22 protein-coding genes and 1 riboswitch are annotated in these 21,776 nt (G+C 41.0%); of the genes, 3 read left to right on the top strand and 19 right to left on the bottom strand.

Annotated elements, in window-relative coordinates:
* Positions 1 to 64: 64 nt before the first annotated feature.
* The 13 genes from rsgA to OMU_RS19535 form a co-directional block, all read right to left on the bottom strand.
* The gene (gene rsgA, locus OMU_RS19475) at positions 65 to 946 is read right to left on the bottom strand and encodes a ribosome small subunit-dependent GTPase A (RefSeq protein ID WP_016181574.1); all 882 of its coding nucleotides are present in this window, start codon (positions 944 to 946) and stop codon (positions 65 to 67) included.
* Between the two features lie 165 nt (positions 947 to 1,111).
* The gene (pknB, locus tag OMU_RS19480; protein WP_016181575.1) at positions 1,112 to 3,262 is read right to left on the bottom strand and encodes a Stk1 family PASTA domain-containing Ser/Thr kinase; all 2,151 of its coding nucleotides are present in this window, start codon (positions 3,260 to 3,262) and stop codon (positions 1,112 to 1,114) included.
* Positions 3,259 to 4,002: a Stp1/IreP family PP2C-type Ser/Thr phosphatase gene (locus OMU_RS19485; RefSeq protein ID WP_016181576.1), complete on the bottom strand. Its 744-nt coding sequence runs from the start codon at positions 4,000 to 4,002 to the stop codon at positions 3,259 to 3,261. The genes pknB and OMU_RS19485 overlap by 4 nt, the downstream gene beginning before the upstream one ends.
* 21 nt (positions 4,003 to 4,023) lie before the next feature.
* Entirely contained in the window at positions 4,024 to 5,376 is a 1,353-nt protein-coding gene (gene rsmB / locus OMU_RS19490; RefSeq protein WP_016181577.1) for a 16S rRNA (cytosine(967)-C(5))-methyltransferase RsmB, read from the bottom strand.
* A complete protein-coding gene (fmt, locus tag OMU_RS19495; RefSeq protein ID WP_016181578.1) occupies positions 5,376 to 6,317 on the bottom strand; it encodes a methionyl-tRNA formyltransferase in 942 nt (313 codons plus the stop codon). The genes rsmB and fmt overlap by 1 nt, the downstream gene beginning before the upstream one ends.
* Complete coding sequence (def, locus tag OMU_RS19500) at positions 6,310 to 6,801, bottom strand: peptide deformylase (protein WP_016181579.1); 492 nt, start codon at positions 6,799 to 6,801, stop codon at positions 6,310 to 6,312. The genes fmt and def overlap by 8 nt, the downstream gene beginning before the upstream one ends.
* 19 nt (positions 6,802 to 6,820) lie before the next feature.
* Entirely contained in the window at positions 6,821 to 9,223 is a 2,403-nt protein-coding gene (priA, locus tag OMU_RS19505) for a primosomal protein N' (protein WP_016181580.1), read from the bottom strand.
* Between the two features lie 157 nt (positions 9,224 to 9,380).
* Complete coding sequence (gene rpoZ / locus OMU_RS19510) at positions 9,381 to 9,683, bottom strand: DNA-directed RNA polymerase subunit omega (RefSeq protein ID WP_010745310.1); 303 nt, start codon at positions 9,681 to 9,683, stop codon at positions 9,381 to 9,383.
* A 4-nt stretch (positions 9,684 to 9,687) separates the two neighbouring features.
* On the bottom strand, positions 9,688 to 10,302 hold the full coding sequence (gene gmk, locus OMU_RS19515) for a guanylate kinase (RefSeq protein ID WP_016181581.1): 615 nt from the start codon (positions 10,300 to 10,302) through the stop codon (positions 9,688 to 9,690).
* Between the two features lie 111 nt (positions 10,303 to 10,413).
* The gene (locus tag OMU_RS19520) at positions 10,414 to 11,298 is read right to left on the bottom strand and encodes a YicC/YloC family endoribonuclease (RefSeq protein WP_016181582.1); all 885 of its coding nucleotides are present in this window, start codon (positions 11,296 to 11,298) and stop codon (positions 10,414 to 10,416) included.
* Between the two features lie 19 nt (positions 11,299 to 11,317).
* The gene (locus OMU_RS19525) at positions 11,318 to 11,533 is read right to left on the bottom strand and encodes a YdbC family protein (protein WP_016181583.1); all 216 of its coding nucleotides are present in this window, start codon (positions 11,531 to 11,533) and stop codon (positions 11,318 to 11,320) included.
* Between the two features lie 29 nt (positions 11,534 to 11,562).
* On the bottom strand, positions 11,563 to 13,203 hold the full coding sequence (locus OMU_RS19530; protein WP_016181584.1) for a patatin-like phospholipase family protein: 1,641 nt from the start codon (positions 13,201 to 13,203) through the stop codon (positions 11,563 to 11,565).
* Positions 13,204 to 13,346: 143 nt separating this feature from the next.
* The gene (locus OMU_RS19535) at positions 13,347 to 14,051 is read right to left on the bottom strand and encodes a class A sortase (RefSeq protein WP_016181585.1); all 705 of its coding nucleotides are present in this window, start codon (positions 14,049 to 14,051) and stop codon (positions 13,347 to 13,349) included.
* A 301-nt stretch (positions 14,052 to 14,352) separates the two neighbouring features.
* Here OMU_RS19535 and OMU_RS19540 point away from each other — a divergent pair, with 301 nt between their 5' ends.
* Both OMU_RS19540 and OMU_RS19545 read left to right on the top strand, forming a co-directional pair.
* Positions 14,353 to 15,798, top strand: a complete 1,446-nt coding sequence (locus tag OMU_RS19540; protein WP_016181586.1) for an IS1182 family transposase — start codon at positions 14,353 to 14,355, stop codon at positions 15,796 to 15,798.
* A 63-nt stretch (positions 15,799 to 15,861) separates the two neighbouring features.
* Positions 15,862 to 16,632, top strand: a complete 771-nt coding sequence (locus OMU_RS19545) for a hypothetical protein (RefSeq protein WP_016181587.1) — start codon at positions 15,862 to 15,864, stop codon at positions 16,630 to 16,632.
* Between the two features lie 45 nt (positions 16,633 to 16,677).
* On the opposite strand, the gene thiT is transcribed toward OMU_RS19545, so the two are convergent.
* The 3 genes from thiT to OMU_RS19560 all read right to left on the bottom strand — a co-directional run bounded on the left by thiT (position 16,678) and on the right by OMU_RS19560 (position 18,372).
* Entirely contained in the window at positions 16,678 to 17,262 is a 585-nt protein-coding gene (gene thiT / locus OMU_RS19550; RefSeq protein ID WP_016181588.1) for an energy-coupled thiamine transporter ThiT, read from the bottom strand.
* A 48-nt stretch (positions 17,263 to 17,310) separates the two neighbouring features.
* A riboswitch (TPP riboswitch) is annotated at positions 17,311 to 17,409 on the bottom strand.
* Positions 17,410 to 17,478: 69 nt separating this feature from the next.
* Entirely contained in the window at positions 17,479 to 17,841 is a 363-nt protein-coding gene (locus OMU_RS19555; RefSeq protein ID WP_016181589.1) for a hypothetical protein, read from the bottom strand.
* Positions 17,842 to 17,913: 72 nt separating this feature from the next.
* Positions 17,914 to 18,372, bottom strand: coding sequence for a low molecular weight protein-tyrosine-phosphatase (locus OMU_RS19560; protein ID WP_016181590.1), 459 nt, complete (start codon positions 18,370 to 18,372; stop codon positions 17,914 to 17,916).
* A gap of 53 nt (positions 18,373 to 18,425) precedes the next feature.
* On the opposite strand from OMU_RS19560, the gene OMU_RS19565 reads away from it, so the two are divergent.
* Positions 18,426 to 19,394, top strand: a complete 969-nt coding sequence (locus OMU_RS19565; protein ID WP_016181591.1) for a 2-hydroxyacid dehydrogenase family protein — start codon at positions 18,426 to 18,428, stop codon at positions 19,392 to 19,394.
* 2 nt (positions 19,395 to 19,396) lie between these two features.
* Here OMU_RS19565 and OMU_RS19570 read toward each other — a convergent pair whose 3' ends face one another.
* The 3 genes from OMU_RS19570 to ruvA form a co-directional block, all read right to left on the bottom strand.
* Positions 19,397 to 19,972: a TetR/AcrR family transcriptional regulator C-terminal domain-containing protein gene (locus tag OMU_RS19570; protein ID WP_016181592.1), complete on the bottom strand. Its 576-nt coding sequence runs from the start codon at positions 19,970 to 19,972 to the stop codon at positions 19,397 to 19,399.
* Positions 19,973 to 19,983: 11 nt separating this feature from the next.
* Positions 19,984 to 20,985 carry a Holliday junction branch migration DNA helicase RuvB gene (gene ruvB, locus OMU_RS19575; protein ID WP_016181593.1) on the bottom strand — a complete coding sequence of 334 codons (1,002 nt, stop codon included), beginning with the start codon at positions 20,983 to 20,985 and terminating at the stop codon, positions 19,984 to 19,986.
* A 130-nt stretch (positions 20,986 to 21,115) separates the two neighbouring features.
* Entirely contained in the window at positions 21,116 to 21,709 is a 594-nt protein-coding gene (gene ruvA, locus OMU_RS19580) for a Holliday junction branch migration protein RuvA (protein ID WP_016181594.1), read from the bottom strand.
* Positions 21,710 to 21,776 lie beyond the last annotated feature (67 nt).

Consider the following 21,776-nt stretch of genomic DNA (forward strand, 5'->3'; position numbering starts at 1 on the left):
ACGTACTGCGAAAAGTTGGACTGACATCCTTTTTCTTTTTAATGTATTTATTTTCCTTTAAAAACTACTTATTTTTTTTGTAGATAGGTCGACGTTTTTCGATTTCTTGTAGAAACTGCAAATAATCATCGTAACGACTCCGTGCAATCGTTCCTTCTTCTAAACGATGCTTTACTTCACAGCCAGGTTCCTTCACGTGTCGACACTCACGGAAACGGCAATTCGGCGCAGCTTCACGAAATTCTGGAAATTGTTTTGGAAGTTCATCAGCTGTAATTTCTAAAAAATCAATCGAACTGAATCCGGGAGTATCGGCTACCAAACCACCAAATAACTCTAACAGCTCGACGTGGCGAGTAGTATGGCGTCCGCGACCTAATGAATCAGATATTTCCCCTGTCTCTAAATTCAAGTCCGGCGAAACAATATTCAACAATGTTGACTTTCCAGCTCCTGATTGTCCCATAAAAACGGTTAATTTATCTGTAAATAAATTTGTTAATTTTTGCTTATCTTGTTCACCATCAATTACAGGATAACCGAGCGGCTCATAAACTGAACGGATTTCATCAACCAACATTTCATCAGCGACTAAATCCGTCTTAGACAAATAGATGATCGGATGAATATACTTATTTTCCAAAGTTACTAGGAAACGATCCAATAGATTGTAAGAAAAATTGGGCTCCACTAGGCTAGTCACAATCACACCTTGGTCAACGTTAGCGACTGGTGGACGAACCAAATCATTTTTTCTTGGTAGCAATTCAAGAATATAGCCTTCACTATTTTCTTCGCTACTAAAAACAACCTCATCCCCAACTAAGGGTGTCAATTTTCTTTTACGAAAGTTTCCCCGTGCGCGAGTTTGGTAAATTTCTCCTTCACTAGCAACATAATAAAAACCACTCAGGGCTTTACGAATCTGTCCTTCGATCCGTCTCATCTCCTTTTTCTTTTGAAAAATTAATTCAATCTACAAGCCGTGTACTATCTTTACAAACATTTCTAAAATCATCTTACAATTCAGCTTTATTGTAGCATACTTCAAATCTAATTTCAGTACAAATAACCTAAAAACCTTTCCTAAAGAATTTAGGAAAGGTTTTTTCTACGGTACTGAGATTGTTTCAGCCTTTTGAACATTTTTCGTGACTGCTGAATTACCGTTACGTTGGACTTCAATGGTGGCAGATTCTCCTTTGATAATCGTTACTGAGACAGACTGTTCCATTGAGGGGGTATTTTTGTCTAATTTAAAGTCTAAAGCTCGTGTTGAAGTTGCGTTTTTTGCATCTTTCAGCATCACTGTAATCGTATCTTGTTGATCACCTGAACCAGTAAATTTAGCAGATATCGTCACATCAAAGCTTGTCTCTTCATTTTCTGGTCCCTTTGAAACATAGACTGTTACATTACTGCCAAGCTTTATAGAACCTGCTCCGGGATCTGTTCGAATAACTTTTCCCTTTTCAACATCATCTGAAAATTCTTGTTGCTCAGAATATTTTAAACCTAAATTGGAAATTGTACTTTCCGCCGTAGCTTTATCTTGACCAGATAAGTCATTTAGTGCCGCATATTCTGATCCTGAACTGACTTTTAAAGTAATTGTGTCTTTTGAAGTCAATCCTGTTCCACTGACAGGGTCTTGACTGATGACCTCGCCAGCTTCAATTGTCTCGCTATATTCATCTATCCGTTTGATTTGATCTATTGTAATCCCTAATTGCAACAGGCTTTGTTCAGCCTCATCATAGGTCATTTGAGAATAATCACCGATTTTTATTTTTTCAGGACCGTCTGAAACCTTAAAAGTAATCTCATCTTCTTTTGGATCAAGCTTGGTCCCGCTTTGAGGGGTTTGACTCAGAATTTGTCCTGCTGGAACTGTGTCGTCGTTGACTTTTTCAGAAACAATATTTTTTTCTAAAAAACCAATTTCCACTAGCTCTTGTGTTGCAGCATCAATCGTCTGACCTTTATAGCTTTTTATCGTAACCTTCTTAGTACCTGAGCTGATAAATAACCGTACAGAACGACTCTTTTTAATCATAGTACCCGCTTCAGGACTTGTCTTAACAACGTGACCCTTTTTTATCGTATCGCTCGGTACTTCTGATGTTTTACTATCAACGGTCAAATTTGCATTCTTTAACGCGGTTCGCGCTTCTGCTTCAGTCATATTCTCAACTTGAGGAATCGATATTTCAGCGGAACTGGTTAGCAGATACCCAACAACCCCGCCGATTCCCAACATCAGCAATAAGAAAATGATAATAAAGCGCTTCTTACCTTTTTTCTTTTTCGGCTTTTCTTCGGGTGCAGGCTGTTCTTCTTTAGGTTTTTCAGTCTGCATATCTTCTGGCTGAATTGGCGTCAATACTTTTGTCTCATCCAGCATCACCGTTGGTTGCCACGGCAATTCATTTGCCCGACCGGATGTTAATGCAGTTGAAAGATCCGCTGCCATTTCTTCGGCCGTCTTATAACGATCTGCCGGCTCCTTCGCAGTTGCGTGCATCACAATGTTCTCTAATGCTTGCGGCACTTCAGGATCAAAGCCTTTTACCGATGGCATTTCGTCTTGAAAATGCTTCAGTGCAATCGTTACGGCCGATTCACCGTCAAAAGGAACACTACCGGTGATCATCTCATACAAAATAATCCCCAAAGCATAAATATCCGATTGCTTTGTTGCCATACTGCCGCGGGCTTGCTCTGGTGATAGATAATGGACAGAACCTAACATAGAATTGGTTTGGGTCAGAGAGGTTTCAGATAAGGCGATCGCAATACCAAAATCCGCGATTTTTACCACGCCTGCCTGATCCATCAAAATATTTTGGGGCTTCAAGTCACGATGGATAATTCCATGTGCGTGAGCTAGGCTCACTGCAGATAGAATTTGTTCCATGATATCTACAATCTTGCCGTAAGGAATGTGCTGATGCATTTGAATATAGCGTTTCAAATCCATTCCCTTCACGTATTCCATAACCAAATACTGCATACCGCTTTCTTCGTCCACATCGTAAACACCGACGATATTGGGATGAACCATTTCAGTTGCTGCTAAAGCTTCCCGTTGAAAACGACGAATCGCAGTTTGATCATTTTGAAAATCGAAGCGTAATATTTTGATGGCAACATCACGATCCAAAATCAAATCGTGGGCCAAGAAGACGTTAGCCATACCGCCGCTACCGATATTGGCGATGACTTTATAACGTCCATTGACCAATTTGCCTATTTCGATCATGGACGAGCCTCCCCTTCAAAATGGATCAGCAAGACAGTGATGTTATCTGCACCACCAGCATCATTGGCCGCATTAATCAATTGTTTCGTCTTAGCTTCCAATGTTTGATCACTTTCCACGATTGCTAAAATATTTTCTTCACTAACCATATTAGTCAAGCCATCTGAGCACAGCAACAAATAATCGTTCTGATGACACTGATGCTTTGAAATATCTGTTTGGATCGTGCCAGCAATTCCTACCGAACGTGTCAGTACATTCTTTTGCGGATGGATTGCCGCCATTTCTGCAGTAATTTCTCCCGATTTCAGCAGCTCATTAACCAAGGAATGATCATCTGTCAATTGCTGCAACTGATTATTTTGAATCAAATAGGCTCGACTGTCACCGACATGAGCCAATACAAATTTTTCATCCAACAAGGCTGTACTGACGATTGTTGTTCCCATTCCTTGCATTTCAGGATGAGCAATCCCTTCTTGATAGATCGCTTCATTGACATTTTGAATTTCAGCTGAAAACCATTTAGCGGCTTCTTCAGGCTGCTCAATAGTTGAGGTCGACCAAGCAGCACCTAATCCGTCAACCGCCATTTTACTAGCAACATCGCCAGCCAAATGACCGCCCATGCCATCGGCTAATATCGCTAAATACATACCTGCTTGATTGGTAAAAACATTTGCATAGTCTTGATTCATATTGCGCCGCTTGCCGATGTCTGATTGAAATTGAATCTCCATCTTTTTGTCCACCTCATTTAGCTATTTTTTTCGCATTGCACAAATAAAGAAGCCGTCTGTCATAAACATTTCTGGGTATAAAACCAACATTTGTTCATGAACCGCTGGCTGTAATTTCATCTCTAAATCTAGTTCAATTTTTTCAAATTCTGGGTGAGCTGTTAAAAATTCAGCAACTACCATTTGGTTTTCTTCTTTCGCAATCGTACATGTACTGTATACCATAATTCCACCAGATTTCAATGTGGGAGCGCAATTCTTTAAAATTTCTAGTTGAATTTTAGGCAATTGAACAAAATCTTGTGGTTGTTTTTGGTATTTGATATCTGGCTTCCGCCGCATCAAGCCTAAACCTGAACAAGGCGCGTCCACTAAGATACGATCAAAAGTTTCTGGTTCGAAGGTTTCTGCCGCTTCACGAGCATCCATTTTTTTCGTCACGACGGTATCAGCTACACGTAATCGCTCCGCATTTTCACGAACCAGCTTTAGTTTGTGTTCATGAATATCCAGCGCTGTCACTGACCCCTCATCTTGTAATAATGCGGCAATATGAGTGGTCTTTCCCCCTGGAGCTGCGCAAGCATCCAACACTTTTTGTCCTGGTTTGATCTGCATTGCTTGAGCGACAAGCATCGAGCTTTCATCTTGAATCGTCAGCCAGCCATTTTGAAACAATTCACTACCAGCTAAAAAGCCTTTATCCGCTACAATGCCATAAGGCGATAATTCGCTGATACGTGCTTCAATACCATCTTCTTCCAAAGCCTCGATCGCCTCTGCACGTGTTAAAAAGCGTAAATCAATCCGAGCGCTGACACGGCTAGGTTCTAATAAAGACAGGCCTAATTTACGCGTCTCTTTCTCTCCGATTTCTGCAACAAATTTTTCTGTCAGAAACTTAGGCAAACTGATTTCAGTTGCTAATCGCTCAATTGGATCTTGGATCAGATCTAACGAAGGTGCTCCTTCGCGTTGAAATGAGCGTAAAACGCCGTTAACGAATTTCCCTGTACCAGGATTCCCTTTAGCTTTAGCGATTTCCACCGCCTCATTGATAATCGCATGGTCGGGAACGCGATCTAAATAAAGCATTTGATAGATAGATAACTGCAATAAGCTTCTGACCCATGGATCAACTTTTTTTGCTTTTTTGATAAAAGGTTCGATATTATACGCTAACAACAGCTGGCGACTAACAGTGCCGTATACAAGCTCTGTCAAGAGTGCTGTATCTTTACCGTCGACTTGGTTCTTTTGAATCAGTTCATTCAATAATAAATTCGAATAGGCGCCACCACGATTGATCCGCTCGATTGCTTCTAAAGCGGTGAAACGAACGGAGCGTAATAATTTCTTTGGAATCTTTGCCATTAGCCCACCTGCTGCCCTTCAGCAATTGCTTGGCCGCTGCCATTTAAAAAGGCTTGGATCGATTGTTTAGCTTTGCCGGCAGGTTGTAGCTCGTCGATTGCTAGCACCGTTCCTTCACCGCATGCGATATGTAATGCTTTTTTGGTGCGAGAAACAATTGTCCCTGGAGCAGCAGTAGTTGTTTCTTCTAATGGAGTAGCGTGGAAAATCTTCCAGCGTGCACCTTCATAGGTTGTAAATGCCACAGGCCATGGATGCATTCCACGAACCTGATTATCAACTGCTTCTGCTGTTTTTTTCCAATCAATCGCTTCTTGTTCACGACTGATATTTGGAGAAAACGTTGCTTCCTCTTCATTTTGTGGTGTAGGCTTCAATTCGCCAGAGATAATCTTCGGCAAGGTCTCTAACAAAAGCTCTTTACCTACTTGGCTAAGTTTTTCAAACATTGTCCCCACATCATCTTGTTTTGTGATAGCAATTTTTCGCTGGCTGAAAATTCCACCAGCGTCCATTTTTTTGATCATTTCCATGATGGTTACACCCGTTTCGGCTTCGCCTTCCATGATCGCATAATGTACTGGTGCGCCGCCGCGATATTTCGGTAGTAATGAGGCATGAACATTGATTGCGCCTAATTTGGGAACTTGTAATAATTTTTCCGGTAAAAATTGTCCAAAAGCGGCCGTAATCAATAAGTCAGGCGCCAATTCTTTAATCTTCTCCATTTCAGGCGAGCCACTAATTTTTTCTGGCTGGAGAACTAATAGATTATGCTTCAGCGCAGCTTCCTTTACTGGTGTAGGGGTGATAATCTTTTTTCGTCCAACCGGTCGATCAGGCTGTGTGACTACTGCTGCTACATCATAACCGGCTTCAATCAAACTTTCTAAAATAGGGACTGAAAAAGCGGGTGTTCCCATAAATACAATTTTAGTCATTGACATGTTCCTCCATATAACGTTCTAAGTCTTCTGGTTTAATCACTTCAATCACTTGATTGATAAACAATTTTCCATCTAAATGATCGATCTCGTGTTGAAAGGCTCTAGCTAAATATCCATAAGCTGTAACTTCCATCTCTGAGCCTTCGCGGTCATAATAACGAACAGTTACTTCATCCGCTCGTTCCACAGTTCCGTATGTCTCTGGAATTGAAAGGCAACCCTCTACATCAATATTAGTTCCCTTGTGCTCGATGATCTCAGGATTAATAAAATCAAAGCGGTCTCCTTCTTCCACTTCTACCACTGCAAGACGCAGATTTTTACCAATTTGTGGTGCTGCAAGCCCAATACCATCGTGAGCTACCATTGTCTCATACATATCGTCTAACAAATTGACAATCTCGTCAGTGATATATTCAATGGGTTCTGCTTTTTTATTTAAGCGTTCATCAGGGTGAATAATAATAGGGTAACGCATAAATTGCTCCTTTCCTGCCTTAAATAAAATACATAGGTTCGTTATCAATAGCGATCAACAAACCTTGACGCTGATCTTTTTGACTCACCTGTAAAATATCTTCTAAGGTTGCTTGTAGTTTCGGTTCATTTTTATATTTGATGATCAGTTGATAATAATAGCGGTTTTTAATCCGCAAGATTGCTCCTGGTGTCGGTCCTAGAAGAATGCTTTGCGGGCTTAGCTGTTTGCGCAATTGTTCTGCTAATTGGAAAGCTTTTTGCGCAGCTCGCATCTCTTCTTGATGAGAGACTGTTACTTTAACTGTGTAATAGTATGGTGGATAATCCGTCTGATGACGAATTCGCATTTCTTGTTGAAAAAAGCTTTCATAATCATGATGTTGAGCAAGTTGGATCGTGTAATGATCTGGATTAAAGGTCTGGATAATGACCTCCCCGGCCTTTTCTCCACGCCCCGCTCTGCCGCTGACCTGGGTCAGCAATTGAAACGTTCGTTCGCTAGAGCGGAAATCCGGCAGATTCAAGGCAGTGTCAGCATTCAATACGCCAACAAGTGTTACGTTCGGAAAATCCAATCCTTTTGCAATCATCTGTGTGCCTAATAAAATATCCGCTTCATGATCACCGAAGGCCGTCAATATCTTTTCATGGGCTCCTTTGCGTCGAGTCGTATCCACATCCATCCGTAAAACTCGCGCTTCTGGAATTAACTCTTCTAATTCCTCTTGAACCTTCTCTGTACCTGTTCCAAAGTAACGAATCTTATCCTTTCCGCACTCTGGACAGCGACGAGGAATTCCTTCCTCGTGTCCGCAATAATGACAACGCATTGTCTTTGTGTCCATATGCAAGGTCAAAGAGATATCACAATTTGGACAAGGCAAGACGAAGCCGCAGTCACGACACATAACAAATGAAGAGTATCCGCGACGATTCAGCAACAGTACGCTTTGTTCGCCTCTGGCTAAACGGTCACGTAGTTTCTCCTCTAGCTTTTCAGAAAAGGAAGAGTTCAATCGTCGCTGCATTTCTTCACGCATATCAACAATTTCGACGGCTGGTAATGATGCGTGTGCATTTGCACGTTCATTCAGCTTTAATAACTGATAAACACCCTTCTGCCCTCGCGCCCGAGATTCTAAAGAAGGGGTTGCACTCCCTAAAACAACTGGACAATCATGGTATTTCCCACGCCAAATCGCTAGATCACGCGCATGATAACGGGGAGATTCATCTTGTTTGTAGCTAGTCTCGTGCTCTTCATCAATGATGATTACACCTAAATTTTCTAATGGTGCAAAAATGGCTGAACGAGCACCCACTACCACATGAGCTTCTCCACGTTCTAACTTACGCCATTCATCGTATTTTTCTCCTTGCGACAAACCACTATGTAAAACGGCTACTTCACTGCCGAACCGTGCCTTAAAGCGTGTTGCCATTTGCGGCGTCAATGAAATCTCTGGTACCAGCATCATAGCTGTCTGACCATTTGCCAGTACATCTTGAATGACCTGCAAGTAGACCTCTGTCTTGCCGCTGCCAGTTACTCCCTCTAATAAGAAAACCTGATGTTCATGGTTAGCGCTTTTTTGACTGATCGCCTCATAAGCGGTTCTTTGTTCGTCGTTCAAATCTAGTGGCGAAGTTGGGCTAATTTCTCTTTCGGCATAAGGATCTCGGTATTTCTCAATCGCTACAAATTCCAGCCAGCCCTTTTTCTCAGCTTGGTTCAGATTGGCTAATGTAAAATCCTCCGCCTTCATTTGTTTCACAGCTATTAGTTCTTCATCGTCCAACTCTGCTAAAAAATCTAACAGTTGTTCTTGCTTATAGGAATTTTTCCGTAACTCGGCTTTTAAACTCTCTAAATTTTCCAGCGCAAAATTTCGCTTAATATAGCGTTCCGTTTTTACTTTGTTTTTTGTATGAACTTCATAGCGTAATTCAATGATACCTTGTTCACGCAATATTGCTAGTTCCTTTAACCAGCCTTGTGCTTCTGCTTCTTCCCAAGTAAGGGAATCGGCTTCACCAAAATACTTTGCTCTGACAGCAGCGTCATCTGTTACAAGAAACAAACGTTTTTGATAATCTGCCTTCATTACGCTAGGCAGCATGGTTTGTAAGCACGTCACTTTGAAAGCAAAGGTCGTCTCTTTCATGTAATCCGCCAATGCCAATAACTCTTTGTTTAAAACGGGAGTTAAGTCTAACGCTCGGATAATCGGTTTCAAATTGTCAGGCAATGGTTCAGATGCAGTCTCAAAGCCAACCACAAATCCTTGAACATGGCGTGATCCGAAACCGACCTCTACCCGCATTCCAACTTCTACCGCTAATTGAGGCGGGATCAAGTAACTAAATGGCTGATCTGTTTGCATCGCCGGTACATCTACGATCACTTGTGCTAATTTCATTCTTTCCGCCTCCATTCTTAAATATTGTACTCGATTTTAACGATAAACACCTAAATTAATGAAACTATGTAAGGAAAACTTTGACACAAAAAGAAGGGACTGCGCCAAATTATTTGGTACAATCCCATTTACGCTTCGTCAGCAAAAGAATCTTTGCCTAGTTTTGTTCGTTGCGAATCCGTGCTTCTAGATCGCGTTGATCGCGTTCACGTTGCAAATGGCGTTCTTCTTCTTCCATTTTTAAACGTTCCCGTTTGATTTCTGGATGCGGATCATTAATGACCGTGCCAGCATCAATTTCTTCTAAGGCTTGTCCAACACTTTTTACTGATTCAAATGAATCTAAGGTTGGTTGCGCCCCTGCATCTAATTCATGGGCGCGTTTGCTGGCTAAGATAACTAAAGAATATTTTGAATTTACATGGTCTAACAACGTATCAATTGAAGGTTTTAACATCATAAGCTTATATCTCCTTTAACATTTTAATATATTTACCAATCACTCGGTCAACTCGGTAATGTTCACTGACGATGATATCCTTGATTCGATCGACAGCATTTTGTACTTGATCATTGACGACCGCATAATCATAGAGGGCCATCATTTCGATTTCTTGGCGCGCAACACGCATCCGTTCTTCGATCACTTCAGGGCTATCGGTACCTCGTCCAACGATCCGCGCTTTTAATTCTGCCAGATCTGGCGGCGTTAAGAAAATAAAGACACCATCTGGTACTTTTTCTTTTACCTGCTGGGCACCTTGGACTTCGATCTCTAGAAAGACATCTTTTCCTTCATCCAATGTTTTGTTTACATAAGTAAGGGGCGTACCATAATAATTTCCAACATATTCAGCATATTCCAGCATCTCGCCCGCTTCGATCATCGCTTCAAATTCTTCTTTCGTGCGGAAATAATAATCGACGCCGTCTACTTCTCCTTTTCGCATTGGACGGGTGGTCATTGAGACGGAGTATTCGAACTCATTATCGTCTCTTTCAAAAATGGCTTTTCTGACCGTTCCTTTTCCAACTCCGGAAGGTCCCGATAATACAATCAACAGTCCTCGTTCAGACATACTAACGCCCTTTCATGCTCTTTTTCGCTAACGCCTATTGTGCACTTTTTTTGTGAAAATTTCAAGAGGCATCGTTAAGCTGCTCCATATTTCTTATAGAATCCCTCAAAACTATTCAACATTTTGGATTTGTTCTCGAATTTTTTCTAAAATCGTTTTTAATTGAACTACAATATCCTTAATCTGGATCGGGCTGGATTTTGAACCAATCGTGTTGACTTCTCGATTCATTTCTTGCAACAAGAAATCTAGCTCTCGACCAACAGGTTCGGTCGCTTGTAACAATTTCGCTAATTTTTCTATATGAATACTCAAACGATCCAATTCTTCATGAATATCGCCTCGTTCCAATAAAATCGCCAGTTCGGTTAATAAGCGATCTTGGTCGACAGTGTTTCCCAAATATTCCTCTAATTTTGCTTGGTATCGTTGCTGAAAATCTGCTTCATATTCATCCACAAATCCATTTAACTCTACTACTAGAGCCTGGACCTTACTGCCATAGTCTATTAAAACTTTTTGAATACCTGCCCCTTCAGATTCACGACTAGCTGCTAATTGAGTAAAAGCTTCATTAGCTACTGCTTGGACTAATTCCTCCAACGTATCTTCTTCTGTGGGCTGGTCAATCAACGTCACAAAATCACTTTGTTCCATCGCCTTAACTAGGACTTGCTCCACCGGGAAATCAACGATTCCAAAATGTTCCTTTCCACCATTTTGCAACTCTGTAACCAACTGCTGCAGTAGCGGCCAATCAACTGAAATCTGCTTGTTTCCACTTTTTAACGGGGTTAAGTTAATGAATACATCGACGCGTCCTCGTTGGATTTTTTCCTTCGCGATCTTACGAATTAGGGATTCAAAAGGGTTTAATTCCTTGGGCATTCGAATCTGCAGATCTAAAAAACGATTATTGACGCTTTTTAGTTCAATAGTTAATTCATAAGCATCATTGGTTTGCACAGCTTGCCCATAACCGGTCATACTCTTCATATTATCTGATCCCTTCTTGTTACATCTTATTTAGCGTTTCCTTCAAGGCAGCAAATTCTTCATTACTTAATGTTACACCTTTGCCCATTTTTTCATGATTGGGAGCCCAGTCCCGTAAATCAAATTTCGGCGGCCGTTCATTCCAGCTCACCAAATTTAATTCCTTGCGCCAGCCCTTCGGATTTTCCGATAGTACCGCGATTTCTTCGACGATTTCATAATTAAACTCTGCCATTATAGTTCCTCCTAATATATAACTAAAAATTACTTATCATTGTACAAATCATTAATAAGATAGCCATTTCGCATGTATTTTAAAAAAACTGCCAGCATGGTAGGTATCGGCCAACGGCGATAAAACTTCTCGAGAGAACCTTGTAGCTGATAAATTTGTAAAACTTGATAATAAGTAGAAAAAATATTGTGATTCTCAATAAAATCTTCAATTTGCTCTTGTACTGAAAAATTGGCATTCAATTTGATCGGCATCTCAAATTGCCGCAGGATAGTCTCGATAAACTCCTGTGGCGTAAAAACACGAACTGGCGAAACGTTTACCCAATAGGCAAAAAATTCCATGAATGCCAAACTAAGCAATTCGATCGGGATATTTTGTTGAAAAAACTTTTTCAGTTCTGGATAAAGAGTAGCTCTATTGACTGCGATTTCCGTTTTGAGATAACGTAAAAACTTCTTAGTTATTCTTTCAAAATCTACGTTACGACTAAAAAAGTAGCGATATCCCTGCAATTCGCCCAGTGCTCGTTTGGTCTCCAAATAGCCCAAGTCAATATTTTCCGAAGAACGCGCACTCTGAAACAACAATAAATCCCCCAAACTCCAAGGACTTACCAAAGACAGTTCAGCAATCTCATTTGGTAGTCGATACTTCTTGTCCAAGCCCGGACCATGAACATCTACTATGATCACTTCCGTTATCGGTTTTTGCAAGGCGATATCCACTGGCAAATTATTGCGGTAGCCGCCATCCACATAAAATTCATTCTTTATTTTAGCCATTGTCATCATAGGGAAAAAGGAAGCGGATGCCAGCAACCAATCAATTATCTCCTCTTCACGGCACTCGTTAAGGGAAACAACCACTTCTTGAAAAGCGGGAACCTTAGTCGTGACAATATAAAAAGGACAACCTTCTTGAATACTCTGAACATCCAGCCGCTCTTCCAATAAGCGCCTAAGTGGTTCTGAAGAAATGCCGCGTTGCCGTAAAGAGGTTCGAACAAACGTCCGCAGCTGATCCACCTGCGCCGAAAAATCCAGCTCTTCCACTTCCTTGAAGGTAATGTCTAATACCTTATCGGTCTCGATTTCCTCCCATAGTGCTAAGGCTTGGTTATAATCTCCTTGGGCAATCAGTGCCCCATTTAATCCTCCGACTGAGGTTCCTGTAATCACTTCAAATTGAATGTTCTTTTCCAATAATGCTTTCCAAACGCCAATTTGATAAGCGCCGCGTGCCCCGCCGCCACCTAATACAAGTCCAGTATGATAAACCATTTCTTTTTGCCAAACACCGTTATTCGGTTGATAACCTTGGGCAATCAGCCACTGTTGAAGAATCAGGTTTGCTTCAATCTTTATCTGCAATTTCTGTTTGAACTTTTGGCGTGCGGCATTTTCCAGCATCACAAAAGCTGTCTGCCAGTTCAGTTCTGTTGAAATCAATAGATTTTTGATCCGCCAACTATCACTCTCATCCATTTTATCTACCAGCAGCCAATGTGACTTGCATTGTATCCAATAGCCTTCACCGCGTTTTACAGCTGCTAAAAAAGCCGACCGACCTTGACTATGAGAGGCATAAAATGGAAAGAGCAGCTGCATTTGTTGGAATCTCCCCCAAAATGCTAAGACATCCGACATGTAAATTCGCTTTAGCTCCATCGCGTCCTCCCTTCTGTTTATCGTTAATTAACGGCATATATTTCTTTCAGTATAGCAGAAATTTTCTAGTAACAAAAAACCTCAAGGCGAGCCTTGAAGCTTTCTGATAAAGGTTTATTCCACAAACTAACTATTCAAGGTGTTTAATAGGTGCGCTGTTCCATTTCGAACGCCTTACGCATCGTATTAGTAGCATTGTCAACTGGCGTCATAGCTACTAGATCTCCTTGAACGATGATGCGAGTAACTCCTTCAATTTCACCACAGGTTATCAAGGTAACCTGCTGTTTATCTGGCTGCACATCCAGATATTTTACTTCTGTCGGCTGTACTCGAACTTTTAACGTCGTCTTATAGGTATAGATATTATGCAAATCAGTCAAATAAATCAAATCGCCCTCTTTGACGCTTTCAAGAGGTGTAAATAACAATCCTGGACGATCTGCTCGGTGACTCGCCAAGGCATAATTACCTTCGCCAAGCTTTTGATCTGGAGACAATGTCCCTGCTCCGTAAAGCAGCACCTCATTAGATAAGCCCTTGAAAATCGGCAGGTTAATCTCCACTGATGGGATGGCAATTCCGCCGATCACTGGTAAGCGTTTATTACTTAATTGCGCCTGCAATACCGCTTCAGTGCTTGCCGGTTCTACCGCATCAAAATCAAAGGATGCTTCTTTTTCCATGTTTTTATCAATTTCATTTCGATCCATTTTCGCTACGGCATACCGCTCACCATTATATTGCATCAAAAAATATTTGATTTGATTGTTAAAAATCAAAGCCAAGCCTACTAACAATAATAAGAAAAGAAAAATATTTATTAGCCAATTTCTTTTTTTCTTCATCACATGCCTCCTGCATTCTTGCGCTAATCATATCATACCCTATTAAATCTCGTGATACTACTTTCACTTAATAGAAAAAATTTAAAAAAATGAAATAAACAGATGGTAGATTCGTTATTTATTAAAATGATTTTATATGTTAAAAAGGTGCTTTAATGTTGCAGTTATTAAGGGGTTTGTAATCAAATTTTAAAATAAAAGATACGAGCTCAGACTGTAGACAAAGTCCATTTTATGGATGATGTCTACAGTCTTTTCTTTTATAATAGATTTATGAAAACGAATGCAAGGAGTGATAGTTATGATGTCTAAAAACAATACGAATGGTAGAAATCAATTTGCGATGCTTACGATTGATGATCTAGTTCCTCAAGATCATCTCGTTCGAAAGATTGATGCCGCGCTTGATTTTGAATTTATTTATCCAATCGTCGAAGCCACTTACTCCGATTTAGGTCGCCCAAGTATCGATCCAGTGATTCTGATCAAATTGGTGTTTATTCAGTATTTATTCGGTATCCGTTCCATGCGACAAACCATTAAGGAAGTCGATACCAATGTCGCTTACCGCTGGTTTTTAGGCTATTCCTTCGAGGAGAAAATCCCCCATTTCTCAACTTTTGGAAAGAATTATGTCCGCCGATTTAGAGAAACGACGGTGTTTGAGGATATTTTTGCCTATATTTTAGAACAAGCAGTTAAAGCAGGTTTTGTAACAGAGGATAATTTGTATCTTGATTCTACCCACATCAAAGCTAACGCCAATAAACATAAGTTTACGAAAGAAATGACCCATGATGAAGCGAAAGCCTATCAGGATGAATTAGAAGATGAGATCAATCGTCAACGAATAGAGGCCGGAAAACGCCCTTTTACTTTGGACTTAGAAAAGGAAGTGAAGCTGAAAGAAAGAAAAATAAGTAAGGCTGATCCGGAAAGCGGCTACTACGTCAAAGGCGAACGAGAAAAACAATTTGCTTATTCTGCCCATACTTCATGCGACGACAACGGATTTATTCTTAGCACAATCATCACTCCTGGAAATATTCATGACAGTCAAGTCGCCTTTCAGCTCGTCAAACAATCGAAGAGACTTTTTCCTGAAATCAACTGTGTTGTCGCTGATGCTGGGTATAAGACACCTAAGTTTGTTCACTTTTTGACTCATTTGAATCTTCGACCTTGTTTGCCTTATTCAAGGCCCAAAGGGAAAAAGGGGTTATTATCAAAAAACGAGTTTCTCTATGACGAGTATTATGATTGTTACATTTGTCCGCAAGATCAAATGCTCGCTTTTTCAACGGTTAATCGAGAAGGGTACCGAGAATACAAATCCAATCCAAAAGAATGTGTGAACTGTCCTCTGCTAAACCAATGTACCAAAAGTAAAAATCATCAACGAGTCATCACGAGACATGTTTGGGGAGATCTGATGGATGAAGTGGAACATCTTCGCCTAACGGATCTGAATAAATCAATTTACAAAAAACGGAAACAAACGATTGAACGAATATTTGCGGATGCAAAAGAAAAGCATGGGATGCGTTGGACCAAGTATCGAGGCTTGGAAAAAGTCGCGACGCATACGATGCTAGTGTTTGCTGCAATGAATTTAAAGAAATTAGCCACCTGGCTATGGAAAGGCAAGGAGCCTTTATTTTTTTGTTCAAAATTTCGAAAGAAATCAGATAAAAAGACGTCTCAAACTCAAATTACGAGTTCGAGACGTCTTTTGTCTACAGTCTGACGAGCTTTTTTTTTATTATTGAGTTAAAATGATTGTGACGACTATTAGAAAGGGTGAAAATTTGTGCCAGAAACGTTATTTGCTTATATTGATTCCACAAGTAATGCTGTGCTCTCAAAAGGTTTTTCACCCAGCGATTTTGTTGATGGAATCGTTCATCAGCCGAAACATTTGTTATTGCTAGATCCAGTCGCAGAAGCTGGAGAATACGAGCCCCATACAGGTTTGAAAATCGTTAATAGTCCTGATCAAGTCCAACAATTTTTTAACAACAAGGTATTCACACATTCAAAAGGAATTAAGTGGATTGATTTTAATGATTACGCAATGTTGAAGGAACTAACTCCATTAGAAATTTCTGAACTACTATATTTTGGGCATATGCGAACACATCTGCATTCACCCTTTTTTTATAAATTACAAAATAATTTCGTCTATTTTAATTTGGGAAACGAAACGATGCGTGTATATTATCGCTACCTGGATGAATTCTATCGTATCTTAGCTAGTAAGTTGACTCGAATCGTCTTAGAAAAAGTTAACGATCGCCGATCTTTTTTCCGCAAAGGCTCTTCAGTTGCTCCCTTAGATGGCGAACTGTTGAAGGAATTATATCCGATCCTACAAGAAGGTGCAATTTTTTGCCTCAGTCAATCTGAAATGAAAAATCGCGTTTACAGCATCCCAATATTCTTATCCGATGAAAAAGGTTGGCGCCGCAGTCCTAAAAACTACAAAAAGGAACAACAGATCGCGGAAATCACTTACGACACTGCCAAACAGCTTTGGACACTAGACATTGAGAATGATGATCCAGTCTTTTCATTCCGATAAAAAAGCATTTGCCTACACAGGACAAATGCTTTTTTTTGCTATCTATTAATGACTTTGTTTTTGAATTAAATGGCGGTCCTTCGGCAAATACAATTGCGGTGCCTTTTCTGCGACCACAACTGCGACAATAGCCGTCACAACGGCGGTTGCTAAACCGCTAACTCCATTCATAACAAGAGAAAAGATCCATGGATTCATTCCCCATAAAGCATAACTTCCCCAAAACACCACGCCAGCGATAAAATGCCAGAAAAATCGTGCTCCTGTTCCGATAAAGGTTCCGAAAACAATATTCCTTCGCACGCTCCCCATATCCCGCTCACTCAAAGCTTTTTGAACCTTTTTCGCATATAATCCAGCAAAACCGGCAAAGGTAAACGCGATTGGATACTCGATTAATACTTGAACAACGCTGAGATAAACAACCTGACTCGCTGGAAAATGCAAGATTCCCCAAATGAAAGCTGCCATCAGCGCGGGCTTCAACCCACGGCGCAGAGCAAACAATGTCAGTGGGATCATTCCCAGTGAAATCGTGAAGCTGCTGCCGATAGTGGTCGGTATAAAAGATAATACCAACGCTAAGGCTGCCACCACTGTTCCTTCCACTAAAATTCTTGTCTTATACATAAAAAACTCCTCCTTTTGAACATACAGTCCACAAAGGAGAAGTAAATATCTTTACTTCATCACAATTCCTACGCTCGAATAACCGAAACAGGTACTAGGGTTTAGAGTAATCTCAATCTCAGCCCGAGGGCTCCCCTTTGCGACAGTATTATTCTATTTTCTAGTACATCCAGAGTATAACAGATGTCTGTTTGCTCGTAAATGCATAAAATACTTTTATCGGGAAATACTTTCTTGATCCCCACTTGGTGATAAGGTCGTCACCTTTTTGATCCGATCAATCGTCAACATCACCAATTGATTATCTTGAGTACGGATAACGATAGAATCATTAGTCACCGCTTTAGGCAGCCAACCAGAGATTGTTTGAAATTTTTCTTCGTTGTTTTCATCCTGAACTTGAATGACTACTAAACTATTCTGTAGAGATGCCATTTTCAGTTTGAGAAAAATATTCTCATTGGCCTGCTCTTGAGCACGTTTTTCAGCAGAATCATTCAAAAAATCCGAGATGAAACGATACGACGAATTTGAAAACAGCTTGATTAAATTCTTCTTGGGCTTCTCGTTTTTAGTCATTCAGCTTCCTCCTATCAAGAGCATGGTTACGTAGTTTGATTTTACTTAAATTCAAACGAAAAAACAAGGAATCTAATCCATTTCAAAAAAAGTTAACCATTCGTTTAAACCTTTCTGAATTAAATCATAGGTTTCTTCAAAATTCCCTGTATACCACGGATCGGGAATTCCTTCGCCTGTGCAGCCCGGAACACGATCTAAATAAAGATAAATCTTGTCTTCAGTTCCTGCTGGCGCCATCGCTTGCAGGTCACTGACATTTTCTTGATCCATCCCAATAATGTAATCAGTATCATAAAAATCTTCCTTCGTCACTTGACGCGCACGCATTCCTTTGGCCGAAATGTGGTGCTGCGCTAGTATTTTTTGTGTTCCAGGATGAGGTGGATTTCCCACTTCCCAGCGACTCGTAGCTGCCGAATCAACGTCAAAATCAGTCACATGTTTTGTTTTAAAGGCATCGCGAAAAATTGCTTCTGCCATAGGTGAGCGGCAAATATTTCCCATACAAACGAATAGAATCTTTTTCATGTCATACCTCCTGTGCTATAGTCAATTTATCGAAATGAAATGAGGGATTGTAAATGAGTAAAATTTATCTTTCCGCCAAACTGCCAGAGCTTGGCACAAACTTATTAAAAAAAGCCGGACTTGATTATCAAGTCTATGAAGGCGTCGGATTAATTTCAAAAAAGGAACTTATCAAAAATATTTCTGACTGTGAAGTATTGATTTGTCCCCTATCAACACAGGTGGATCGCGAAGTCATTGATGCTGCACCTGAATTGAAATTGATTGCCAATTTTGGGGCCGGCTTTAACAATATCGACAGTGCCTATGCGAAGGAGAAAAAAATCTATGTAACAAATACACCCGTGGTCTCCACCAACGCAACCGCAGAATTAACAGCTGGTTTGATTATCAGCTTATCTCGTCGAATCGTCGAAGGAGATCGCTTGATGCACGATCAAGGCTTCGATGGCTGGGCACCGCTCTTTTTCTTAGGCCATGAATTAAAGAATAAAACATTAGGAATCATCGGCATGGGACAAATCGGACAAGCCTTAGCCCGTATGATGAACGCATTTGGGATGAAAATCCTCTATACTCAGCGCCGACCATTGACTCCTGAGCTGGAGAAAAAATTGCAGGCAACCTATGCTTCTCAAGCCGAGGTAATTCAGCAGGCTGATGTTTTGACTCTGCATGCACCGTTAACAGAAGAGACCCATCATCTGCTGACAAATGAAGCATTTGAGCAAATGAAAGACACTGCCTTCCTGATCAATGCAGCACGCGGTCCATTAATTGATGAAGCAGCCTTGCTTCAAGCCTTGAAAAATCATCAAATTGCCGGGGCAGCTTTGGATGTCTACGAGTTCGAGCCACAGGTCACTAAAGGTTTGGAAAAATTGTCCAATGTCATCTTGACGCCTCACATTGGCAACGCCAGCGTAGAAGCTCGGGATCAGATGGCTGAGATCGTGGCAAACAATGCCATCGCTATCGAAAAACACGAATCAATCAAACACATCGTCAATGGACTGGACTGAGCTTAACGCTCATTCCAGTCTTTTTCATACAAGCGATAGGCAAAAAATTCGATATCCTTTGCAAAGCGAAACAACTGTGCCGCAATAGTAATCGGCGGCTGATTCGCCCCTGCTAACAACCAATCAGTCAAAATACCGCCACAGCCGTGGGCTAAAAAGCGAGCATAAAATTCTTTGTCTGTCGGGGAAAGCTCCCCTTCCCGATCAACCTCATCGAACAGACGAACAAATAGACGCTGCGCCAGCTCATTGAACTCTTTTGTTAATACTTCTGGCTTTGCCTTTACGGTATTCAAATAAAATTGATGACAAAGCTGCATCTTTTTTAACATTTTAAGAACGGATTCTTCCCAATTCGTCAATGCTAGCTCCTCAGAAATTAAATATTGCAGTCCTCGTTGATAATACGCGTAATGGAGCAGATCGTCCTTGTCTTTAAAATGATAATAAAATGTTTGGCGGTTCAGATTAGCCTTTTGACTGATATCTTGAACAGTGATTTTATCATAATTTTTTTCTTGGCATGCAGTAACTAGGGCTTGGACAAATGCTTCCTTGGTTGCTTTTCCTTCCGCCATTTTTTCACCTTCTATGTTTGATAAGGATAATTGAAATGTTCATACGCTAACGGTGTCGCCATGCGCCCCCGTTGTGTCCGTTTGATAAACCCCTTCTGGATCAAATAGGGTTCATACATATCTTCTACAGTCTCACGTTCTTCACCGATGTTGACTGCTAATGTGCTTAAGCCGATCGGTCCCCCATGATAAAGCTCGATCATCGTCTTCAGTAATTTCTGATCGACATAATCTAACCCTGCTTCATCCACCTGTAGTAATCCTAACGCCTGATCTGCAACAGTGCGATTAATTACGCCATCTGATTGAACCTGGGCAAAATCACGAATCCGTTTCAGCAAACGATTGGCGATCCGCGGGGTTCCCCGTGAGCGACGAGCGATCTCAATCGCTCCTTCTTCCACAATCTCCGTTTGAAAAATATCGGCTGACCGCAGAACGATTTCTCGCAAATCATCCTCTTCGTAATACTCCATATGAGAAATAATCCCAAATCGATCTCGTAGTGGCGCCGACAACATCCCTGCACGTGTCGTCGCGCCAACTAAAGTAAAAGGCGGCAAAGGAAAATGTACGGGATGAGCGGTTGGACCTTGCCCCACCATGATATCCACATAATAATCCTCCATCGCTGAATACAGTGTTTCTTCGGCAACCCGCGGCAAACGGTGAATCTCATCGATAAATAAGACATCCCCAGGCTCCAACTCATTCAAAATCGCAACTAAATCACCCGGTCGTTCGATCGCTGGTCCGCTGGTAGAGCGAATCTGCACATCCATCTCATTGGCGATCACCATCGCCATCGTTGTTTTCCCTAAACCGGGAGGTCCATAAAGCAAGACATGATCTAAGGCTTCCTGACGGTTTTTAGCCGCTTCGATGTAGATTGATAGCTCTTGTTTGACCTTATCTTGTCCGATATATTGTGCGAGATAACGAGGACGCAACGATTTTTCTAAACTTTTATCACTCTCATCCGCATCAGGCGAGAGTAAACGTTCTTCATCCATCACTTTTCCTCCAATTTTCTTTATTACATACTACAAGCATCATACTTTATTTAAGAGCTAACTCAGTAATAAAGTTGATTTTTGCATACCATTCCACTAATCGTGCAAAAGCCACGAGACGGAAGTGGTACTACTTCTTCATCATTAACTTCAATGCTGCCCGTAAATAATCGTCGGTATTTTGTAGACTTTCTTTTTCCAGTACTTTTTCAACCTTCTTGATTTCCTTCGGACTGTAGCCTAACGCCTGCAAAGCTTCCATCGCTTCAGCAAGTGCTGTATCGTCGTTGCCTTCATAAAATAGCGACATTGGATCTTCAACTAATTCGGTTAATTTACCTTTGAGATCCAAGACCATTTGCTGTGCGGTCTTCTTGCCGACACCTGGGAATTTCGTTAAATAGGTCACATCACCGGCTTCGATCGCTTGAATCAATCCCTGATGGTCCTCATTTGCCATAATCGCCAATCCGCTTTTTGGTCCAATTCCCGAAACGGACAACAAACGTAAAAACAGCTCTTTTTCGGCCAACGTTTCAAAACCGTATAATAAATGAGCATCCTCGCGAATGATCTGCTGCACATAGATCGTGACGGACTGCTCCATTTTGCTGCTGTAGCGGTAAGGATTGCCTATCGCGATTTGATAGCCGATCCCATTCACATCCAACACCACATAGCTGGGACTGATGAAGGTCAAACGACCCGTAATATACTCGTACATAATTGTTCCTTTCTTTGGTTAAGAAAACTGCTTTTCGACAAAAAACTGCCGCTCGTTTCCATTATTT

This window comes from Enterococcus avium ATCC 14025 (assembly GCF_000406965.1).
Classification (GTDB): Bacteria; Bacillota; Bacilli; order Lactobacillales; family Enterococcaceae; genus Enterococcus_A; species Enterococcus_A avium.